The sequence below is a fragment of the Saccharopolyspora erythraea genome (assembly GCF_018141105.1).
Taxonomy (GTDB): Bacteria; Actinomycetota; Actinomycetes; order Mycobacteriales; family Pseudonocardiaceae; genus Saccharopolyspora_D; species Saccharopolyspora_D erythraea_A.
Genome location: NZ_CP054839.1, coordinates 3,756,824 through 3,773,472 on the forward strand (window position 1 = coordinate 3,756,824; position 16,649 = coordinate 3,773,472).

Annotated in this window: 16 protein-coding genes; 10 read left to right on the forward strand and 6 right to left on the reverse strand. The window is 70.0% G+C overall.

Features of this window, described 5'->3' with window-relative positions; translation table 11 throughout:
- Positions 1 to 6: 6 nt before the first annotated feature.
- Complete coding sequence (locus tag HUO13_RS17240) at positions 7 to 360, reverse strand: ArsR/SmtB family transcription factor (protein ID WP_211902330.1); 354 nt, start codon at positions 358 to 360, stop codon at positions 7 to 9.
- A gap of 144 nt (positions 361 to 504) precedes the next feature.
- Here HUO13_RS17240 and HUO13_RS17245 point away from each other — a divergent pair, with 144 nt between their 5' ends.
- The 6 genes from HUO13_RS17245 to HUO13_RS17270 all read left to right on the forward strand — a co-directional run bounded on the left by HUO13_RS17245 (position 505) and on the right by HUO13_RS17270 (position 8,316).
- On the forward strand, positions 505 to 1,617 hold the full coding sequence (locus tag HUO13_RS17245) for an NADH:flavin oxidoreductase/NADH oxidase (protein ID WP_211902331.1): 1,113 nt from the start codon (positions 505 to 507) through the stop codon (positions 1,615 to 1,617).
- Between the two features lie 319 nt (positions 1,618 to 1,936).
- On the forward strand, positions 1,937 to 2,914 hold the full coding sequence (locus HUO13_RS17250) for a LacI family DNA-binding transcriptional regulator (RefSeq protein WP_211902332.1): 978 nt from the start codon (positions 1,937 to 1,939) through the stop codon (positions 2,912 to 2,914).
- A gap of 589 nt (positions 2,915 to 3,503) precedes the next feature.
- Positions 3,504 to 4,703, forward strand: coding sequence for a Gfo/Idh/MocA family protein (locus HUO13_RS17255; RefSeq protein WP_249124948.1), 1,200 nt, complete (start codon positions 3,504 to 3,506; stop codon positions 4,701 to 4,703).
- Between the two features lie 91 nt (positions 4,704 to 4,794).
- Positions 4,795 to 5,784: a TIM barrel protein gene (locus HUO13_RS17260; protein ID WP_211902333.1), complete on the forward strand. Its 990-nt coding sequence runs from the start codon at positions 4,795 to 4,797 to the stop codon at positions 5,782 to 5,784.
- 142 nt (positions 5,785 to 5,926) lie between these two features.
- Positions 5,927 to 7,366: a sugar porter family MFS transporter gene (locus tag HUO13_RS17265; RefSeq protein ID WP_211902334.1), complete on the forward strand. Its 1,440-nt coding sequence runs from the start codon at positions 5,927 to 5,929 to the stop codon at positions 7,364 to 7,366.
- A 338-nt stretch (positions 7,367 to 7,704) separates the two neighbouring features.
- Entirely contained in the window at positions 7,705 to 8,316 is a 612-nt protein-coding gene (locus HUO13_RS17270; RefSeq protein ID WP_249124949.1) for a class I SAM-dependent methyltransferase, read from the forward strand.
- A 42-nt stretch (positions 8,317 to 8,358) separates the two neighbouring features.
- On the opposite strand, the gene HUO13_RS37510 is transcribed toward HUO13_RS17270, so the two are convergent.
- The gene (locus tag HUO13_RS37510) at positions 8,359 to 8,514 is read right to left on the reverse strand and encodes a hypothetical protein (RefSeq protein WP_249124950.1); all 156 of its coding nucleotides are present in this window, start codon (positions 8,512 to 8,514) and stop codon (positions 8,359 to 8,361) included.
- Positions 8,515 to 8,555: 41 nt separating this feature from the next.
- Positions 8,556 to 9,389, reverse strand: coding sequence for a helix-turn-helix domain-containing protein (locus HUO13_RS17275; protein WP_249124951.1), 834 nt, complete (start codon positions 9,387 to 9,389; stop codon positions 8,556 to 8,558).
- A 208-nt stretch (positions 9,390 to 9,597) separates the two neighbouring features.
- On the opposite strand from HUO13_RS17275, the gene HUO13_RS17280 reads away from it, so the two are divergent.
- The gene (locus HUO13_RS17280; RefSeq protein ID WP_211902336.1) at positions 9,598 to 9,879 is read left to right on the forward strand and encodes a hypothetical protein; all 282 of its coding nucleotides are present in this window, start codon (positions 9,598 to 9,600) and stop codon (positions 9,877 to 9,879) included.
- Entirely contained in the window at positions 9,876 to 10,091 is a 216-nt protein-coding gene (locus HUO13_RS17285; protein ID WP_211902337.1) for a hypothetical protein, read from the forward strand. Before HUO13_RS17280 ends, HUO13_RS17285 begins: the two co-directional genes overlap by 4 nt.
- A gap of 634 nt (positions 10,092 to 10,725) precedes the next feature.
- On the opposite strand, the gene HUO13_RS17290 is transcribed toward HUO13_RS17285, so the two are convergent.
- The 3 genes from HUO13_RS17290 to HUO13_RS17300 form a co-directional block, all read right to left on the reverse strand.
- The gene (locus HUO13_RS17290; protein ID WP_211902338.1) at positions 10,726 to 11,715 is read right to left on the reverse strand and encodes a transketolase family protein; all 990 of its coding nucleotides are present in this window, start codon (positions 11,713 to 11,715) and stop codon (positions 10,726 to 10,728) included.
- A complete protein-coding gene (locus tag HUO13_RS17295) occupies positions 11,712 to 12,539 on the reverse strand; it encodes a transketolase (protein WP_249124952.1) in 828 nt (275 codons plus the stop codon). The genes HUO13_RS17290 and HUO13_RS17295 overlap by 4 nt, the downstream gene beginning before the upstream one ends.
- A gap of 218 nt (positions 12,540 to 12,757) precedes the next feature.
- Positions 12,758 to 13,414 (reverse strand): GntR family transcriptional regulator, encoded by a 657-nt coding sequence (locus HUO13_RS17300; RefSeq protein WP_249124953.1) that lies wholly within the window; start codon positions 13,412 to 13,414, stop codon positions 12,758 to 12,760.
- 241 nt (positions 13,415 to 13,655) lie between these two features.
- Between HUO13_RS17300 and HUO13_RS17305 the strand changes: the two genes are divergently transcribed.
- Positions 13,656 to 14,702 (forward strand): LacI family DNA-binding transcriptional regulator, encoded by a 1,047-nt coding sequence (locus tag HUO13_RS17305; RefSeq protein ID WP_211902339.1) that lies wholly within the window; start codon positions 13,656 to 13,658, stop codon positions 14,700 to 14,702.
- Between the two features lie 253 nt (positions 14,703 to 14,955).
- On the forward strand, positions 14,956 to 16,623 hold the full coding sequence (locus HUO13_RS17310; protein WP_211902340.1) for a sodium:solute symporter family protein: 1,668 nt from the start codon (positions 14,956 to 14,958) through the stop codon (positions 16,621 to 16,623).
- The last annotated feature ends 26 nt before the right edge of the window (positions 16,624 to 16,649 follow it).

The window sequence follows — 16,649 nt, forward strand, 5'->3', positions numbered from 1 at the left end:
GGCAGCTCATGCCAGGTGCGGCGACCGCCGGTGCGCTTGCAGGACGGCGGTGAGGAGGCCGGGGAAGAGCGCGTCGAGGTCGTCCTGGCGCAGCCGGCTCATCCGCGAGGTCCCCTCGTAGTGCTGGCGGATGACGCCGGCCTCGCGCAGCACCCGGAAGTGGTGGGTCGAGGTGGACTTGCTCACCGGCAGGCCGAAGGCGATGCAGGCCATCTCGCTGTGCCCGTCGGCCAGCTCGCGCACGATCCGCAGGCGCACGGGGTCGGCCAGCGCGTGCAGGACGGCCTCCAGGCGGATCTCCTCCCGCTCGGGGTGGGCCAGCCGGCGACCGGACGCGGTGGCTCGCTCGGTGGCGGACATCGGGACCTCCGTACTTGCGACTCATCCCACAAAGTACGAACACCTTCGTAGTTTGACAAGCCTCGTAGTACGGCGAGTAGCGTACAAGCCGTTGGTCGCCTCGAGGCCCCGCGAGTCACACCCCGACTACGAGGAGAACTACTGGTGAGTGCTCTGTTCGCGCCTCTCGCGCTGCGGTCGCTGGAGATTCCGAACCGCGTGTGGATGTCGCCGATGTGCATGTACTCCGCCGCCGCCGACGGGGAGGACGTCGGTGCTCCGACGGACTTCCACCTCGCCCACCTGGCCACCCGGGCCGTGGGCGGAGCGGGGCTGGTGATGGTGGAGGCCACCGGGGTGCGAGCCGACGGCCGCATCAGCCCGTGGGACCTCGGCCTCTGGAACGACCGCCAGCAGCAGGCGTTCACCCGTGTCACCGAGGCGATCCGCGCCCACGGCTCGGTGCCGGCCATCCAGCTCGCGCACGCCGGCCGCAAGGCTTCAGTCGACAAGCCGTGGCGCGGCAACCAGCCGCTGGCTTCCGCCGACGGAGGCTGGCAGCCCGTCGCGCCCAGCGCGGAGCCCTTCGCCCACCACCTCGTCCCGCACGAGCTCACCGCGGAGGAGATCCAGCAGCTGGTGCGCGACTTTGCCGAGTCGGCCAGGCGTGCGCTGGCCGCGGGCTTCCAGGTGGTCGAGCTGCACGGCGCCCACGGCTACCTGATCCACTCGTTCCTGTCGCCGGTGTCCAACAAGCGCACCGACGCCTACGGCGGCTCGCTGGAGAACCGGCTGCGCTTCGCGCTGGAGGTCGTCGACGCGGTGCGGGCGGTGTGGCCGGACGAGCTGCCGGTCTTCTTCCGCACCTCCGCCACGGACTGGCTGACCGAGAACCCCTCGGACCCGCGCGAGGGCTGGACGGGCGAGGACACCGTCCGCCTGGCCAAGGAGCTGCAGGCGCGAGGGGTGGACCTGCTGGACGTGTCCAGCGGCGGCCTGGTGCCCGATGCCGAGATCAAGCCCGCGCCCGGGTACCAGGTTCCCTTCGCCGCCCAGGTCCGCGACGGGGCCGGCATCTCCACGGCGGCGGTCGGCCTGATCCTGGAGCCCGCGCAGGCGGAGGAGATCGTCTCCTCCGGGCGGGCGGACGCGGTCATGCTCGGCCGCCAGCTGCTGCGCGAGCCCTACTGGGCGCACCGGGCCGCCGAGGAGCTCGGCGAGCAGCCGCGGTGGCCCGACCAGTACGGCTACGCCGTCGGCCGCCGCAAGGCAGGCTGAAAACCGTCGGCCATGCCGGTCGGCCGGGTCCGCGCGGGCACCGGCCGACCGGCGGGCCGGAAGGTGCGTCATCCCTCTCTCGCACCGTGCCGAGCCGTGCGACCAGGCGATTCCCGGTTCGGCGCCGGCTCGTGGTGCCGCCCTGCACTGCCAGCACTTCGTTAGCTCGAGCTATTAGTACGAGTCAGGACGATATGATGGCCTCCGTGCGGGCCCCTGCCGGTTGCCGGGCCCGCGATGTGCGGTGGGGGAGAGGAGCGGGGCCATCACGAGCCAGGAGATCGCCTCGAACGGCGCGGGCGGGTCGAGGCGGCCGACGATGAGCGACGTCGCCGCGCGCGTGGGCGTGTCGCGGCCCACGGTCTCGATGGTGATGCGGGGACTGGAGGGGCCCAGCGAGGAGACCCGGCGGAAAGTCCTGCTCGCGGCCGACGAGCTGGGCTACGCGCCCGACACCTCCGCTCGCCTGCTGCGGCGTCAGCGCAGCCTCCAGCTCGGTGTCGTGTTCACGATGCGCGAGCCGTTCCACGTGGAGCTGGTGGAGCACCTCTACTCGTGCGCCGCTGCGCGCGGCTACGACCTCGCGCTCGGCGCGCTCACGCCGACCCGCGAGCAGGACCGCGTGGTCGAGGAGCTGGTCAGCCACCGCTGCGAGGGGCTGATCCTGCTGGACACCGAGAGCGGCACCGCCCCGCTGGGCGCCGTTGCCGCCCACCTCCCGGCCGTCCAGCTCGCCTGCCCCGTCGCCGACAAGTCCCTCGACGTGGTCCGCAGCGACGACGCGAAGGGCATCCGCCAGGCCGTCGACCACCTCGTGGAGCTCGGCCACCGCGCCATCGCCCACGTCGACGCGGGCAACCGGCCGGGCGCGGCCGAGCGCCGCCGCGGCTACCGGGCGGGAATGAAGCGCCACGGGCTCGCCGGACACGCCGACATCATCCCCGGCGACTACACCCGCGAAGCGGGCGCCGCGGCCGCGCAGCAACTCCTGGAGCGCACCGGCCGCCCGACCGCGGTGATCACCGCCAACGACGACTGCGCACTCGGGCTGATCGACTCGCTGGTGCGTGCCGGGGTCGACGTTCCGGGCGACCTCTCGGTCGTCGGCTACGACGACAGCAGCGTGGCCCGGCTGCCGTTCCTCAACCTCACCACTGTTCGCCAGGACGCGGCCCGGCTCGCCGAGCTCGCGGTCGATGCGGTGCTCGACCGGCTGGAAGCGGGACGTACCGAAGCCAGGAAGGTGACCCTGGCTCCGCGGCTGGTCGTGCGCGGCACGACGGCCCCTCCGGCCTGACGGGAACCGCCCGGACGGCGGATCGGGGTTTGGCAGCGGTCCCGGATCTGGTCTGGCGGCGGTCGCGGATCTGGTCTGGAGGCGGATCGGTCTGGCGGCGGATCGGTCTGGCGGAGCAATCCGCTCTGTCGGTGACTCCGGCCTAACGGGAACGCCCCTCCTGTCCTGCACGGCGGAGCGCGAGAGCGCTCCCTCTCGTGCGGCATCCGCGCCGTCCGGTGCCCCCGAGCCCGGGCGCCCCAGTGGCGAGATCCGTCGTCCCTCGTAGGCGATGAACCATTCGGCACGGAGGAGCTTTCATCGAGCCTGAGTCCGCCGATCGCAAGGGGTAGGGCTGTCATCGAGCCTGAGTCCGCCGTTCGCAAGGGGTAGGGCTGTCAGCGAGCTTGAATCCGCCGATCGCAAGGGGCAGGGCTGTCGTCGAGCCGGAATCCGCCGACGGCCGGAGACCGCCGCTCGTGCACGCCCGGCCAAGTATGTCTTGACAAATCACCGTGGCGCAGTTCACGCTGACTTAGCACGAGTTAATAGCACGATTCAAAGACCCGCTGCCGCTGATGTGCGGCACGGTCTACGGGAGGACAGACGAGTGCAGGACACGGTGGGCGTCGCGGTGATCGGCGCGGGCATGGCCGGTCGGGCGCACGCGTACGGGTACAGGTCGGCGCAGACGGTTTTCGGCGCCGGACTCGCAGGCGTGCGGCTGGTCGCCATCGCGGACCTCAACGGCGAGGTCGCGGCCGACACCGCTCGCCGCTACGGCTTCGAGCGCGCCGAGACGTCGTGGCAGGCGGTCGCCGAGGCGTCCGACATCGACGTGGTGAGCGTGGTGGTGGCCAACCACCTGCACCGCGAGATCGTCGAGGAGCTGCTGGCGCGCGGCAAGCACGTGCTGTGCGAGAAGCCGCTGGCGCCCAGCACCGAGGACGCCGTCGCGATGATCAAGGCCGCCGAGCGGTCCTCCGCGCTCGCGCGGGTCGGCTTCACCTTCCGGTTCGCGCCTGGCGTGCGGGCCATCGCCGAGATGGTGCGGTCGGGAGACCTGGGTGCTCCGCTGCACTTCAACGGTCACTACTGGGCCGACTACGGCAGCGACCCCAAGGCTCCGATGGCCTGGCGCTACCGCGGTGGGCCGGGCTCCGGTGCGCTGGCCGACGTCGGGTCGCACATCGCGGACATGGCGGAGTTCGTGTGCGGGCCGATGGCCTCGGTCGGCGGGGCGAACCTGACCACCCGCGTCGCGACCCGCCCGGTGCCGCTCGGTCACGTGACCGGTCACCAGCAGACCGAGGTCGGCGACGAGGTCGCCGCCGTCGAGAACGACGACGAGGCGAACTACTCCGTCCGGTTCGCCTCGGGGGCGACCGGTGCCATCGCCGTCTCCCGCGTGGCGTTCGGCCACCCGAACACGCCCGGCTTCCAGCTGTTCTGCGAGCGCGGAACGGTGGTGTTCGACGCGCGCACGCCGTCGGAGATCTGGGTCGCCGACGACCGGGTTTCCGGTGAGAACAACGGTTTCCGGCGCGTGCACCTGGGGCCCGCGCACCCGCTGGTAGGTGGCGGTATGCCCTTCGACGGCGCGAGCATCGGCTTCGGCCACAACGACTCGTTCGTCTTCCAGGCGCGAGCGTTCCTGGACGAGGTGCAGGGCCGGTCGGAGCTCCCGGCGTGCATGCCGCTCGACCACGGCCTGCACAACCTGCGGATCCAGCAGGCGGTCGTCGAGGCCGCCGAGACGGGCTCGACCGCCGAGGTCGCCGCCGCCTCGATCTCCGCAGAAGTCTCCTGAGGCCCGGCCGGCTCCGCCCGGCGCGGAGCCGGTTCCCCTGACCAGACCGACGCGTTCTTCAACCCCCATGCCGATCGAAAGGGCTCATCCCATGACAACGCCGTCCCGGCCCGCCGCCCGCACCGTGGCGGGCAACCTCTGCCTCGGCACCGCACCCGACTCCTGGGGCGTGTGGTTCCCGGAAGACGAGCAGCAGGTCCACTTCACGCAGTTCCTCGACGAGCTCGCCCAGGCCGGATACCGGTGGCTGGAGCTCGGACCGCACGGCTTCCTGCCGACCGACTCGAAGCGGCTTGCCGAGGAGGTCGGTTCGCGGGGACTGAAGGTCTCCGGTGGTACGACGTTCGGTGCGCTGCACCGGCCGCACGAGTGGGAAGAGATGCTGGCGACCACCCGCAAGGTCGCCGAGCTGACCGCCGCCGTCGGCGCGCACCACCTGGTGTTCATCCCGCCCGGATACCGCGACGAGGAGACCGGTGGCTACACCGAGAACCCCGAGCTGTCCGCGGAGCAGTGGGCCACGGTGGGCAAGGCGGCCGACGAGCTCGGCAAGATCCTGCTGGAGGACTACGACGTGCGGCTGTGCGTGCACCCGCACGCCGACAGCCACATCCAGACCCAGCCCGAGATCGAGCGGTTCCTCAACGAGACCGACTCCCGGTACGCGAACCTGTGCCTGGACACCGGCCATGTGTCCTACGGCGGTGGCGACAACCTCGACCTCATCCGCCGCTTTTCCGAGCGCATCGGGTACGTGCACATCAAGCAGGTCGACCCGGACGTCCTCGCGCAGGTCGCCGCCGAGGACCTCTCCTTCGGCGAGGCGGTCAAGCGGGGCGTCTGCGTCGAGCCCCCGGCCGGTGTGCCGAACCCCGCGGAGGTCGTCGACGCGTTGTCGTCCCTGGACGCGGAGCTGTTCGTGATCGTGGAGCAGGACCTCTACCCGTGCGCTCCGGACGTGCCGCTTCCCATCGCCGTCCGCACGCGCGAGTATCTGGCCGGGTGCGGCCTCAGCGGGAGCGAGCGCCCGGCGGCGGGCAGGCCGGTGGTGAGCCCGCTCGGCCAGGAGAGTCAGCGATGAGGACAGCGGCGAACGCGCAACACGCACCGCGTGCTCGGGCGGCGGAGCGCTCCGCCGCCGGGCCGAACGCCGTTGCCGACCGGGGCGCCGTGGGCTCGCCGCCGGACCCACCGCGCGTCGCGGGGAGAGGGGCGGGGCCACGATGACACCGCGAACCTCATTCGCCACGCCGGACTCTCCTGCCGCGGACACGCCAACGCGGTTCGTCCGCGTCATCGCGGCGGTGGCGACGCTGGGCGCGCTGCTGTTCGGCTACGACACCGGCGTGATCTCCGGGGCGCTGCCGTTCATGGAACTGGGCCCGGAGCAGGGAGGTCTCGGCCTCACACCGGTCACCGAGGGGCTGGTGACGTCCTCGCTGGTGTTCGGGGCGGCCTTCGGCGCCCTGTTCGGTGGCCGGCTGTCGGACTGGCAGGGGCGGCGGCGAACCGTCCTCCTGCTCGCCGTGATCTTCTTCGCCGGTGCGCTGGGCACCGCCCTGGCGCCCACCACCGCGATCATGGTGGTCTTCCGCCTCGTGCTCGGTTTCGCCGTCGGCGGCGCCTCGGCGACCGTTCCGATGTTCATCGCGGAGATCGCTCCGGCGGCCCGGCGAGGGCAGCTGGTGACCCACAACGAGCTCATGATCGTCACGGGTCAGCTGCTGGCGTACACTTCGAACGCGGTGATCGCCAACCTCTGGCCGGGTGAGCACGCGTGGCGCTACATGCTCGGCCTCGCCTCGCTGCCCGCCGTGCTGCTGTTCCTGGGCATGCTGTTCATGCCCGAAAGCCCGCGCTGGTACGCCTCCAAGCAGCGCTTCGGCGAGGCGCTGGCCGTGCTGCAGCGCATCCGGCGGGCCGAGGCGGCGCAGGCGGAGTTCGCCGAGATCAAGCAGCGGGCGCAGCAGGCGGCGACGCAGGAGAAAGGCGGATGGGGCGACCTGCGCGTCCCGTGGATCCGCAAGCTCGTCGTCGTCGGCGTGGTCTTCGGCATCGCGGTGCAGCTCACCGGCGTGAACTCGATCATGTACTTCGCGCCGACCATCCTGCGGGCGACCGGGCTGGGCACCGAGGCGTCGATCACCGCGACGATCGCCAACGGTGTCGTGTCGGTGGTGTCGGTCGTCATCGGCATCTTCCTGCTGGGCCGGGTCGGACGCCGTCCCATGGTCATCACCGGCCAGGCAGGCATCACGGTCTCACTGGTCCTGCTCGGCGGCTGCTTCCTGCTGCCGGAATCCACCGTCCGCAGCTACGTCGTGCTGGCCGTCATGCTCGTGTTCCTGTTCTTCATGCAGAGCATGATCAGCACCGTCTACTGGCTGGTGACGGCGGAGATCTTCCCCATCCGGCTGCGCGGTTTCGCGATGGGTGTGGCGATCTTCGCGCAGTGGATCAGCAACGCCACCGTGGCGTTCACCTTCCCCATCCTCATCAACGCGCTCGGTGGCAACACCTTCTTCATCCTCGCCGCCGTCAACATCGCGACGCTGGTGTTCCTGGTGAAGTACCTGCCGGAGACGCGGGGACGCACTCTCGAGGCGCTGGAAGAACAGTTCCAGCACGACTACGCGGAGGCGCACCGCTCCAAGCCGGGCTGAGGCCCGGACGCAGGTCCCCGCCGAACCGCAACGCGGTCGGCGGGGACCTGCGCAGGTGTACCGTCGCTGTTGCCGGTTGGCGGGTTCGTTGCTGCGCGGGACTGGAATAAACCGGCATACCACCTTGGTCGGCCGAACCTTGCAGTCGTCAGTGCGTTGCTGTTTCCCGTTGACGCGGCGGATCTCCGCGCGGCGCTGTTCGGAGAACCAGGACCAAGTCCCTTGTCCCCGGCGGGCTTTCCACTAGCGTTGGCGGCGGCAGAGTTGGTTTCGAGTGGGAATTGCGCGCGGAGCAATTGTTTCTGATGCCGGACGCCCGCGCTGGGGCTGGTTCCCGCGTGCGTCGTTCCGTGCGCCGGAGTGCGCGGCAGCTCCGCGCCGAGGCAGTGGGCCGGGCGGTTCTTCGGGAGAAGCTGCTGGAGGGTCTGCGGGGCCGCGTGATCGAGATCGGCGCCGGCCAGGGGTTGAACTTCATCCACTACCCGCCGGACGTGGCGGAGTTGCGCGCGGTGGAACCCGACGACGTGCTGCGCGACTTCGCCGCAGGCGCGGCCAAGGTCGCGCGCATACCCGTCGACGTCGTGGCGGGGGAGGCCACCGCACTGCCGGTGGCGGACGCGTCGCAGGACGCGGCGGTCGTGAGCCTCCTGCTCTGCACGGTGCCGTCTCCGGACCGCGTTCTGGCCGAGGTGCGCCGCTGTCTGCGACCGGGGGGTGAACTGCGCTTCTACGAACACGTCCGGGCGCCGGGACACGTGGCACCCTACGTGCAGGACGCCGCCACCCCCGTGTGGATGCGCTGTTTCAGGGGTTGCCACCCCAACCGGGACGCGGAGTCGGCCATCCGCCGGGCGGGCTTCGACATCGTCGAGGTCGAGCACTTCAACGTCGGCACGCCACCGCTCAACCCGGCCGCACCCCACATCCTCGGGCGGGCGATCCGGGCCTGAAGGGTTCGTGGCGTCGGACGTGGGAGCGCGGCTCGCTTCTGGTCAGAGCAGCCGCTGCACGGCTTGAATTCTCGCTTCGGTGCGGGCGGAGGGCATGGTCGCGGCGTAGTGCTGCGCCCGCGCCACAGCGTCCCGGGCGGCGTCGAGCGCGCCCACCCGCGCGTGCGACTCGGCCAACCACGAGAGGTACAGGGCCACTTCGCGAGCGTGTTCCGGCGGATAGCTCTCGATGGCGGCGGTCAGCAGCGGTTCCGCGTCGGTGGGCCTCCCAGCCCGATCATGCACCGACCGGCCATCACGTCGATTTCGCCGCGATCGAGCCAGTAGACCCATTCCGGCTCATCCGCGCCACGTTCCTCGAACGCGTCGTCGACCTCATCCAGAGCACGCCAAGTCCCATCGACGTCGCGTGATTTCGCCGAAGCCCACGCGACCCGTTCGAGCAGCAGCGCGCGAACGACTGGAGTTGCGCCGGTCGCTCCCACCGCGGCTGTACGCGCCAGCAGCGCAGCATCTCGCGGGTCGCCGACGGTGGCGATCTGGTAGCTCAGGCTGGAAAGCAGTTGGGCCGCCAGAACGCGGCCGCCCGTCTCGCTCGCCGCGTCGACACCGGAGAGGTAGAACCGCTGGGCGTCCGCGTATGCCCCGGCATCACTGGCGATCCAACCCGCGAGTTGCGCGAGTTCGCCGACCGCGGTGAACAGCCGACGACCGGTCATCTCGGAATACGAAGCCGATCTCACGAGGCTTTTCGCATCGCTCAGTTCCTTCGACACGGCCGGTAGCAGTTCGCGGCTGCTCACCACGTCATCGAGATGGCGCAGTTCGACGACACGACGTTCCAGCTCTGAGGCCAGAGACGCCCCGACTCTTCGACCTGAACGCGTGTGCGTCGCCACGGGGGACTCGGTGACGAGCCATTCGTGGGCGAGCCGCATCGGGTCTCTGCGGCTGCCCACCAACGGAATGCCGAGGACCTGTTCGTAGGAAGCGACCACGTCCGCAGGGACGGGACGTTTCCCGGTTTCCACCATGCTCAGGTACGACTTGGCGAAATGCGTCCGTTGCGCCATGCGCGCCAGGCTCAGCCCGCGGCTTCGCGGGCCGCACGCAAGTCCCCGCCGGTCGTCATCGCACCTGCCCTGCTGTGAACGTCTGTGAACACCGAAGCCGTATCGATCACCCTACGCAGTCTCGAAGCTACGTAGAGACGTCCCCGGATCGGGATTGCTGAAAGACACCTTCCACGCGACGGACAGAAGATGGGCGATGGTGACCGCGATGCCGCTCGACTACCAGGCCGACGACGAGCGTCAGGCTCCCTACCGTCGGCGCGTTGCGCCTGTCGAAGTCCCGTTCGTGTGGGTCTTGCGGCGGCATCACAGGTTGACGTTGCAGCAGGCGCACGCCGTCGTGAACATCGACAGGGAACGTGTGCGGGCCGTGTGCGCGTGCGGGCTGGAACTCGAGCGCCACGAGATCACCGACGTGCCCGGCGGTGGTTGTCAGGTGTGCCCGTTGTGCGTGAACGCGACGCCGACTTCGGCGGAGTCGCATTCGTGACCAAGGAGGTGCATCTTCCGATGGCGTGGCATGTGGAGGTCGTGTCGTCGCGGGAGGTCTACACGGTCAGGTGGGGGCGTGGCGCGGGGTTCCTGACCGTGCATGCCGGGGACATCGGGACGAGCCACGGCAACGCGCACTTGGTCGACACGGTGCACGGTGTTGGCGACTGGGCGGATGAGGCCGACGTGGCTGCCCAGGCCCGGAGGTGACTTCGGGTCACCGCCCACCGACGGCCGCTTCGCCAGTGACTCCGACCGACACAGGTGGGCCCCGCTCAACCCGGCCGCACCCCACATCCTCGGGCGGGCGATCCGGGGCTGAAGGGGCTGCCGACACGACCGGTAGCCCACTGCTAGGAGTGCAACTGCGGGGCTGATCCTTCGCTACGCTCGCGGACAACACCCGCCGAGAGCCCGGGGACTTCTGGAGTGCCGGGCGGGGCTCCGTCGGAAGGCACGACGAGCGGTGGATTTCCACGCTTCGGCGTTGGAAGCCGTGCCACGCCATTACCGGTGGGCCTCTTATGTCGGTGGCGCGATGCTCGTTCCCGCGCTCGTGGAGGTGCGATCGTGGACAGAGGCCGAACGCGCCGCCACAGAGGTGGCGAAGCCGGCGTCGGAGGTGTCCTCGGCTCGGGCGTCGCGACGCCTGCGAGACGCCGCTGAGACGGTGAGGTACGACCGCGCCCCGAGCAGTCTGGCGGACATGCTCGACGCTCTCGCGGCGCAGAAGGAACGGCGTCAGGCGAGAAAGCGGCGGCGTTCGCGGACATTCGGAGGACAGGCCGAGAGAGCAAGCGCTCCCGGCCTGTCCGGCGGGCCACCCCGAGCTGGCTGGCTCCGGTCAGGAAAGCTCGGCGAGGACACGCTTCTTGATCTCGGGAACCGAGAGTCCGTAGCGGTCGTGCAGCGTGGGCAGCGCGCCCGCGGCGAGGAACTCGTCGGGGAGCCCGATCGGCACGATCCGCACGCCGGCTCCGGCGAAGGCCAGGCAGGAGGCGACCGACTCGGCCAGGCCGCCGACGACCGTGTGGTTCTCCAACGTCACCACGAGGCGGTCCCCGGCCGTCTCCCGCAGGATCGCGTCGCGGTCCAGCGGCTTGATCGTCGGCACGTGCAGCACCGCCACGTCGACGTGGTCGGCCTCCAGCTCCGCGGCCGCGGTCAGGGCGCGCATGGTCATCAGCCCGGTGGAGATCATCAGCACGTCACGGCCGGTCCGCAGCTCCGCCGCCTTGCCGAGTTCGAAGCGGTAGTCGTACTCGTCGAGCACGGTCGCGACCGAACCGCGCAGCAGCCGCAGGTAGCTCGGCCCCGGCGCGTCGGCCAACGCGGGCACCGCCTGCTCGATGTCGACCGAGTCGCACGGGTCCACGATGGTCAGTCCCGGCATGCCGCGCAGGATCGCCAGGTCCTCGGTCGCCTGGTGGCTCGGCCCGTACCCGGTGGTGAGACCGGGCAGACCTCCCACGACGTTGACGTTCAGCCCGGGTTCGGCGATGTCCAGGCAGAGGAAGTCGTAGGCGCGTCGCGTGGCGAACACCGAGTAGGTCGAGGCGAAGGGCACCAGCCCCACCTCGGCCATCCCGGCCGCCGCGCCCAGCATCGCCTGTTCGGCCATGCCCATCTGGAAGAACCGGTCGGGGTGGGCCTCCCGGAAGACGTGCATGTCGGTGTACTTGGCCAGGTCCGCGGACAAGCCCACGACTTCCGGCCGCTGCTCGGCCAACCGCGACAGGGCGTGCCCGAAGGGAGCGCTCGTCGTCTTCTGCCCTTCGTCCACGAAGGACGCGATCATGGCCGAGGTGGTGAGCCTCCTGCCCGTGGTCGTCATGCCCCGACCTCCTCGAGCTGTTCGCGAGCGAGCTGCCACTCGTGCTCCTCCACCCGCATGAAGTGCGCTTTCTCCCGTGCCTCCAGGAACGGCACGCCCCGCCCGACCTGCGTGTCGCAGACGAGCACCGACGGGGAACCACGGTGCTCGCGCAGTTCGTCGAACCCTGCGACCAGCGCGTCGACGTCGTTGCCGTCGACGCGCAGCGCGTGCCACCCGAAGGCCCGCCACTTGTCGGCGACCGGCTCGGTGCGCAGCACCCCGGCGGTCGGACCGTCCGCCTGCAGGGCGTTGACGTCGACGATCGCGGTCAGGTTGTCCAAGCCGTGGTGCGTTGCGGCCAGGGCCGCCTCCCACGTCGAGCCCTCGTCCAGCTCGCCATCGGAGAGCAGGTTGAACACCCGCGCCGGGTTTCCCTGGTGGCGCAGGCCCATCGCCATCCCGGTGGCCACGCCCAGGCCGTGTCCCAGGGAGCCGCCGGAGATCTCCATACCGGGGGTGTAGCTGGCCATCCCTGACATCGGCAGCCGCGAACCGTCCGACCCGTAGGTCTGCAGCTCCTCGACGTCGAGGACACCGGCCTCGGCCAGCGCCGCGTACAGGGCGATCGCGTAGTGGCCGATGGAGAGCAGGAACCGGTCGCGCTCGGGCCACTCCGGGTCCTCGGGGCGGTAGCGAAGCTGGTCGGAGTACACAACCGCCAGGATGTCGGCGACACCGAGGGCCTGGGCGATGTATCCCTGTCCCTGCACCTCGCCCATGTTCAGCGCGTGCAGCCGGATGCGGCGGGCCGCGCCTCGCAGCGCTTGAATTCGATCAGACAACGGCAGCCTCCTTGTCGCCGATCCAACCGGCCATCGCGATCCTCCTCGATCGGGTAGGCGCTCGATGTTGAGTGTTAACAGTCGAGTGTTGGGAGATGATGCTAGACGTCGTACGAGGCATGTCAAGGGGGAGTCCCTGGCCGTGGTGCCGGCTGTGCTGTCCGGCTACGTGGGTGTCAGGCCCGCCTGCGCACCACGGCCGGAACAGCCAAGGGAAGCTAGTTCGCGCTGGTCAGAACCTCGACCGCGGCGGACATGTGTTCCTTGAGCACGGCTGTCGCGCCCTCGGCGTCGCCGCGCTCGATCGCATCGACGATCGGGCGGTGGTGGGCCGCTGACATGAGCGTGCTGCGGTTCTCGCCCGCGGCGCTCATCACCACGACCCGGATCGGGCCTTCGAGGTGGCGCCAGGTGTCCAGCAGCACGGAGTTGCCGGACAGCTCGCACAGCAGCGCGTGGAAGGACAGGTCGGCCTCGATCTGCTCGGGCAGGTCGCCGGTGCCGGTTTCCAGCTTGTCGAGCGCGGCGGTCAGCTCGGCGACCGCGTTCGCGTGCTTCGGCGACTGGACGATCTCGGCGACCGCCAGGCCCTCGAGCGCGCCGCGCACGCGGAACAGCTCGTGCACCTGTTCGCGGGAAAGGCTGCGCACGCGCAGCATTCCCCGCATGCCCGGCGTGACCAGACCTTCCTGCTGCAGGTGGCGCAGTGCCTCGCGCACGGTCCCCCGACTGATCGACAGCCGTGAGGCGATCTCGACCTCGCCGAGGTGGTCGCCCGGCCGGTAGTGCCCGGAGAGGATCGCCGAACGAAGTGCCACCAGTGCGCGCTCGCGCAGCGTCTTGCGATCCAGACTGTGCAGTGCCTCTTCCGCCACGCCCCGATGATAGCCATCTGTCGACAGTCAACCGCACACCCGGCGGTCAGGAGTCCGCAGCGGGCCTCGCCGTGACGTATCGCAAGGCCGCGCCGTGCAACCGGCAGACCTGGCCCGGTGATCGATGTGCTCGCTAACAATCCGGTCCACCTGCACTGGCTTGGCGTCCGATCGGCCCTTGACGGCGATTGTGTTACCGCTAACACTCATCCCCAGCGGAACGTGCGAAGGGAGCCGGTTGGTGGTCAGGCGGTCTGACGGCACATCCGAGCCGGAGCCTCTTCCGGCGGGCCGGCCGCCCTCGCTCGCCGATGTGGCTGCGCTGGCCGGTGTCTCGCACATGACGGTGTCCCGCGTGGTCAACGGCGCGGGCCCGGTGCGCGCCGATACCCGCCGCCGGGTGCTGGACGCGATCGAGCGCCTCGGGTACCGGCCGAACTCCCTCGCCCGCGGGCTGGCCACCGGCCGCTCGCGAACCCTGGGCGTCGTCGCGCTCGACTCGGTCCTCTACGGGCCGGCGAGCACGCTGTTCGGGGTGGAGAACGCCGCGCGGGAGGCGGGTTACGGCGTGTCGGTCGCCAGCGTCAGCGCTCCCGAGCGGTCACTGATCGTCGACGCCGTGGAGAGCCTGCGCAGGCAGGGCGTGGAGGGGGCGGTGGTCATCGCTCCGCACGTCGCGGCCGGGCGCGCGCTGGAGACCGCGCCCCGCGACGTGCCGCTCGTCGCGGTGGCCGACACCGACGAGGCGCCGGTGCCGGTGGTGGCGGTGGACCAGCGCGACGGTGCGCGCCGGGCGACCGAGCACCTGCTGGCGCTCGGGCACGAGACGGTGTGGCACATCGCGGGCCCGCACGGCTGGCTGGAGACGCAGGCGCGCGAGGAGGGCTGGCGCGCCGTGCTTTCCGGTCGCGGCGCGGATGAACCTCCGGTGCTGCGGGGGGACTGGAGCCCGCGGTCCGGTTACGAGATCGGGAGGGAGCTGATCGGCCGCGACGGCGTGGACGCGGTGTTCGTGGCCAACGACCAGATGGCACTCGGCCTGCTGCGCGCGCTTTCGGAGGCGGGCAGGAAGGTTCCCGAAGACGTGCGCGTCGCCGGGTTCGACGACGTCCCCGAGGCGGCCTACTTCTCGCCGCCGCTCACCACGGTCAGACAGGACTTCCTCGCGCTCGGCCGTAAGACATTCGACCGGTTGCTCAGCCGGATCGAGGGCCGGGAGACGCCCGCGCGTTCGGTGGTGCCTGCGGAGCTGATCGTGCGCGAAAGCACTGGGATGCGGAAAAGCTGACCGCGGTGCGCCGCTGACGCGGTTGCGGTAGGGAACTTCGGCAAACGAGACCTTTGCGCCACCAATGCGCAGGGGCTGTTGCTGATGCGCGAATTCCCTTCTATATCAAGGAAAACCGGGATCGAGAAACGCGATCATCGGTGTTGACCGGGTCGAAGTCCTCGCGTACGTTCCGAACAACGTCCGAGATATCGAACGTGCTGTTCCGGGTTGCGGCACCACCTCCGCCGACGAAGACGAGGAAACGTCGACCATGCACACACTTGCCGACGGCTTGCGCCTGTCGATGAACTGGCTGGACAACCTGATCCTGGTCATCTACTTCGCCGTGGTGCTGGGAATCGCCTTCGCGGCGAAGCGAAGCGTCAACAACAGCCTGGACTTCTTCCTGTCCGGGCGGTCCCTGCCCGCGTGGGTGACCGGGCTGGCCTTCGTCTCGGCGAACCTCGGCGCGACGGAGATCCTGGGCATGGCGGCCAACGGTGCCCAGTACGGCGCCTACACCGTGCACTGGTACCTGATCGGCGCGATCCCGGCGATGGTGTTCCTGGGCCTGGTGATGATGCCGTTCTACTACAACTCGAAGGTCCGCAGCGTCCCGGAGTTCCTGCTGCTGCGGTTCAGCCGGTCGTCGCACCTGCTCAGCGCCGTCATCTTCGCCGTCGCCTCGGTGCTGATCGCGGGGGTGAACCTGTACGCGCTGGCCATCGTCCTGCGCGCGCTGCTCGGCTGGCCGCTGCCGCTGTCGATCGTGGTCGCCGGGGTGTTCGTGCTGGCCTACATCGTAATCGGTGGACTGTCCTCGGCGATCTACAACGAGGTCCTGCAGTTCTTCGTCATCGTGGCCGCGCTGGTTCCGCTGACGGTGCTGGGCCTGGTGCGCGTCGGCGGTGTGGACGGCTTCGTCGACAAGGTGGTCGCCGGTCCCGGTGCGGACTTCCTGACCGCATGGGGCGGCACCGGCTTCGGACAGGACAACCCGCTCGGCGCGAACTGGCTGACCATCACCCTGGGGCTCGGGTTCGCGGTGTCCTTCGGCTACTGGACGACGAACTTCGCCGAGGTGCAGCGCTCCCTGTCGGCCAGGAACCTCTCGGCGGCCAGGAGAACTCCGCTGATCGCGGCGTTCCCGAAGATGTTCATCCCGCTGATCGTGGTGCTGCCCGGCATCATCGCGCTGCTGGTGGAACCGGCGATCGGGCAGGCGGGCAGCGGCTACGACTACAACGACGCGATCCCGCTGCTGATGCGCGACCTGCTGCCAAGCGGCGTGCTCGGCCTCGCGGTGACCGGCCTGATGGCCTCCTTCATGGCGGGCATGGCCGCGAACGTGTCGAGCTTCAACACGGTGTTCACCACCGACATCTGGCAGGCCTACATCAGGCCGCGCATGCCCGACGCCCACTACCTGCGGGTCGGGCGGGTCATCACCGCCGTGGGCGTGCTGATCGGCATGGGCACGGCGTTCATCGCCGCCTCGTTCAGCAACATCATGAACTACATGCAGACCCTGTTCTCGTTCTTCAACGTCCCGCTGTTCGCGACGTTCATCCTGGCGCTGTTCTGGAAGCGCATGACCGCGAAGGCCGGGTTCTGGGGGCTGCTGCTGGGAACTCTCGCGCCGATCTGCTTCTACCTGGCCTACAAGGGCGGATTCGTGCCGATCAGCACCGACCAGGGTGCGAACATGATCTCCTCGATCATCGCCTTCGCCGTGGACGTCGCGGTCAGCGTGCCGATCGCGCTCGCGACCGCGCCGAAGACGGACGCGGAGCTGGAGGGCCTGGTCTACAGCCGGGCGGTCGCGCGTGGCGCCGGGGAGGTGGCGCCCGGTGACGGCGCCTGGTACCGGCGGCCGGCGCTGCTGGGGTGGAGCGCCATGGTGCTCGCCGCGCTCTGCTACGTCCCGTTCTCGTTGTGAGCACGCTGGATTCCGAACACCGGGAG

What these genes read in the sequence shown, in the direction of transcription:
- HUO13_RS17310 (WP_211902340.1), top strand. Translation starts at nt 14,956, where the DNA reads ATGCACACACTTGCCGACGGCTTGCGCCTGTCGATGAACTGGCTGGAC.
- HUO13_RS17280 (WP_211902336.1), top strand. Translation starts at nt 9,598, where the DNA reads ATGCCGCTCGACTACCAGGCCGACGACGAGCGTCAGGCTCCCTACCGT.
- HUO13_RS17265 (WP_211902334.1), top strand. Translation starts at nt 5,927, where the DNA reads ATGACACCGCGAACCTCATTCGCCACGCCGGACTCTCCTGCCGCGGAC.
- HUO13_RS17290 (WP_211902338.1), bottom strand. Translation starts at nt 11,715, where the DNA reads ATGACGACCACGGGCAGGAGGCTCACCACCTCGGCCATGATCGCGTCC.
- HUO13_RS17275 (WP_249124951.1), bottom strand. Translation starts at nt 9,389, where the DNA reads ATGGCGCAACGGACGCATTTCGCCAAGTCGTACCTGAGCATGGTGGAA.
- HUO13_RS17240 (WP_211902330.1), bottom strand. Translation starts at nt 360, where the DNA reads ATGTCCGCCACCGAGCGAGCCACCGCGTCCGGTCGCCGGCTGGCCCAC.
- HUO13_RS17260 (WP_211902333.1), top strand. Translation starts at nt 4,795, where the DNA reads ATGACAACGCCGTCCCGGCCCGCCGCCCGCACCGTGGCGGGCAACCTC.
- HUO13_RS17250 (WP_211902332.1), top strand. Translation starts at nt 1,937, where the DNA reads ATGAGCGACGTCGCCGCGCGCGTGGGCGTGTCGCGGCCCACGGTCTCG.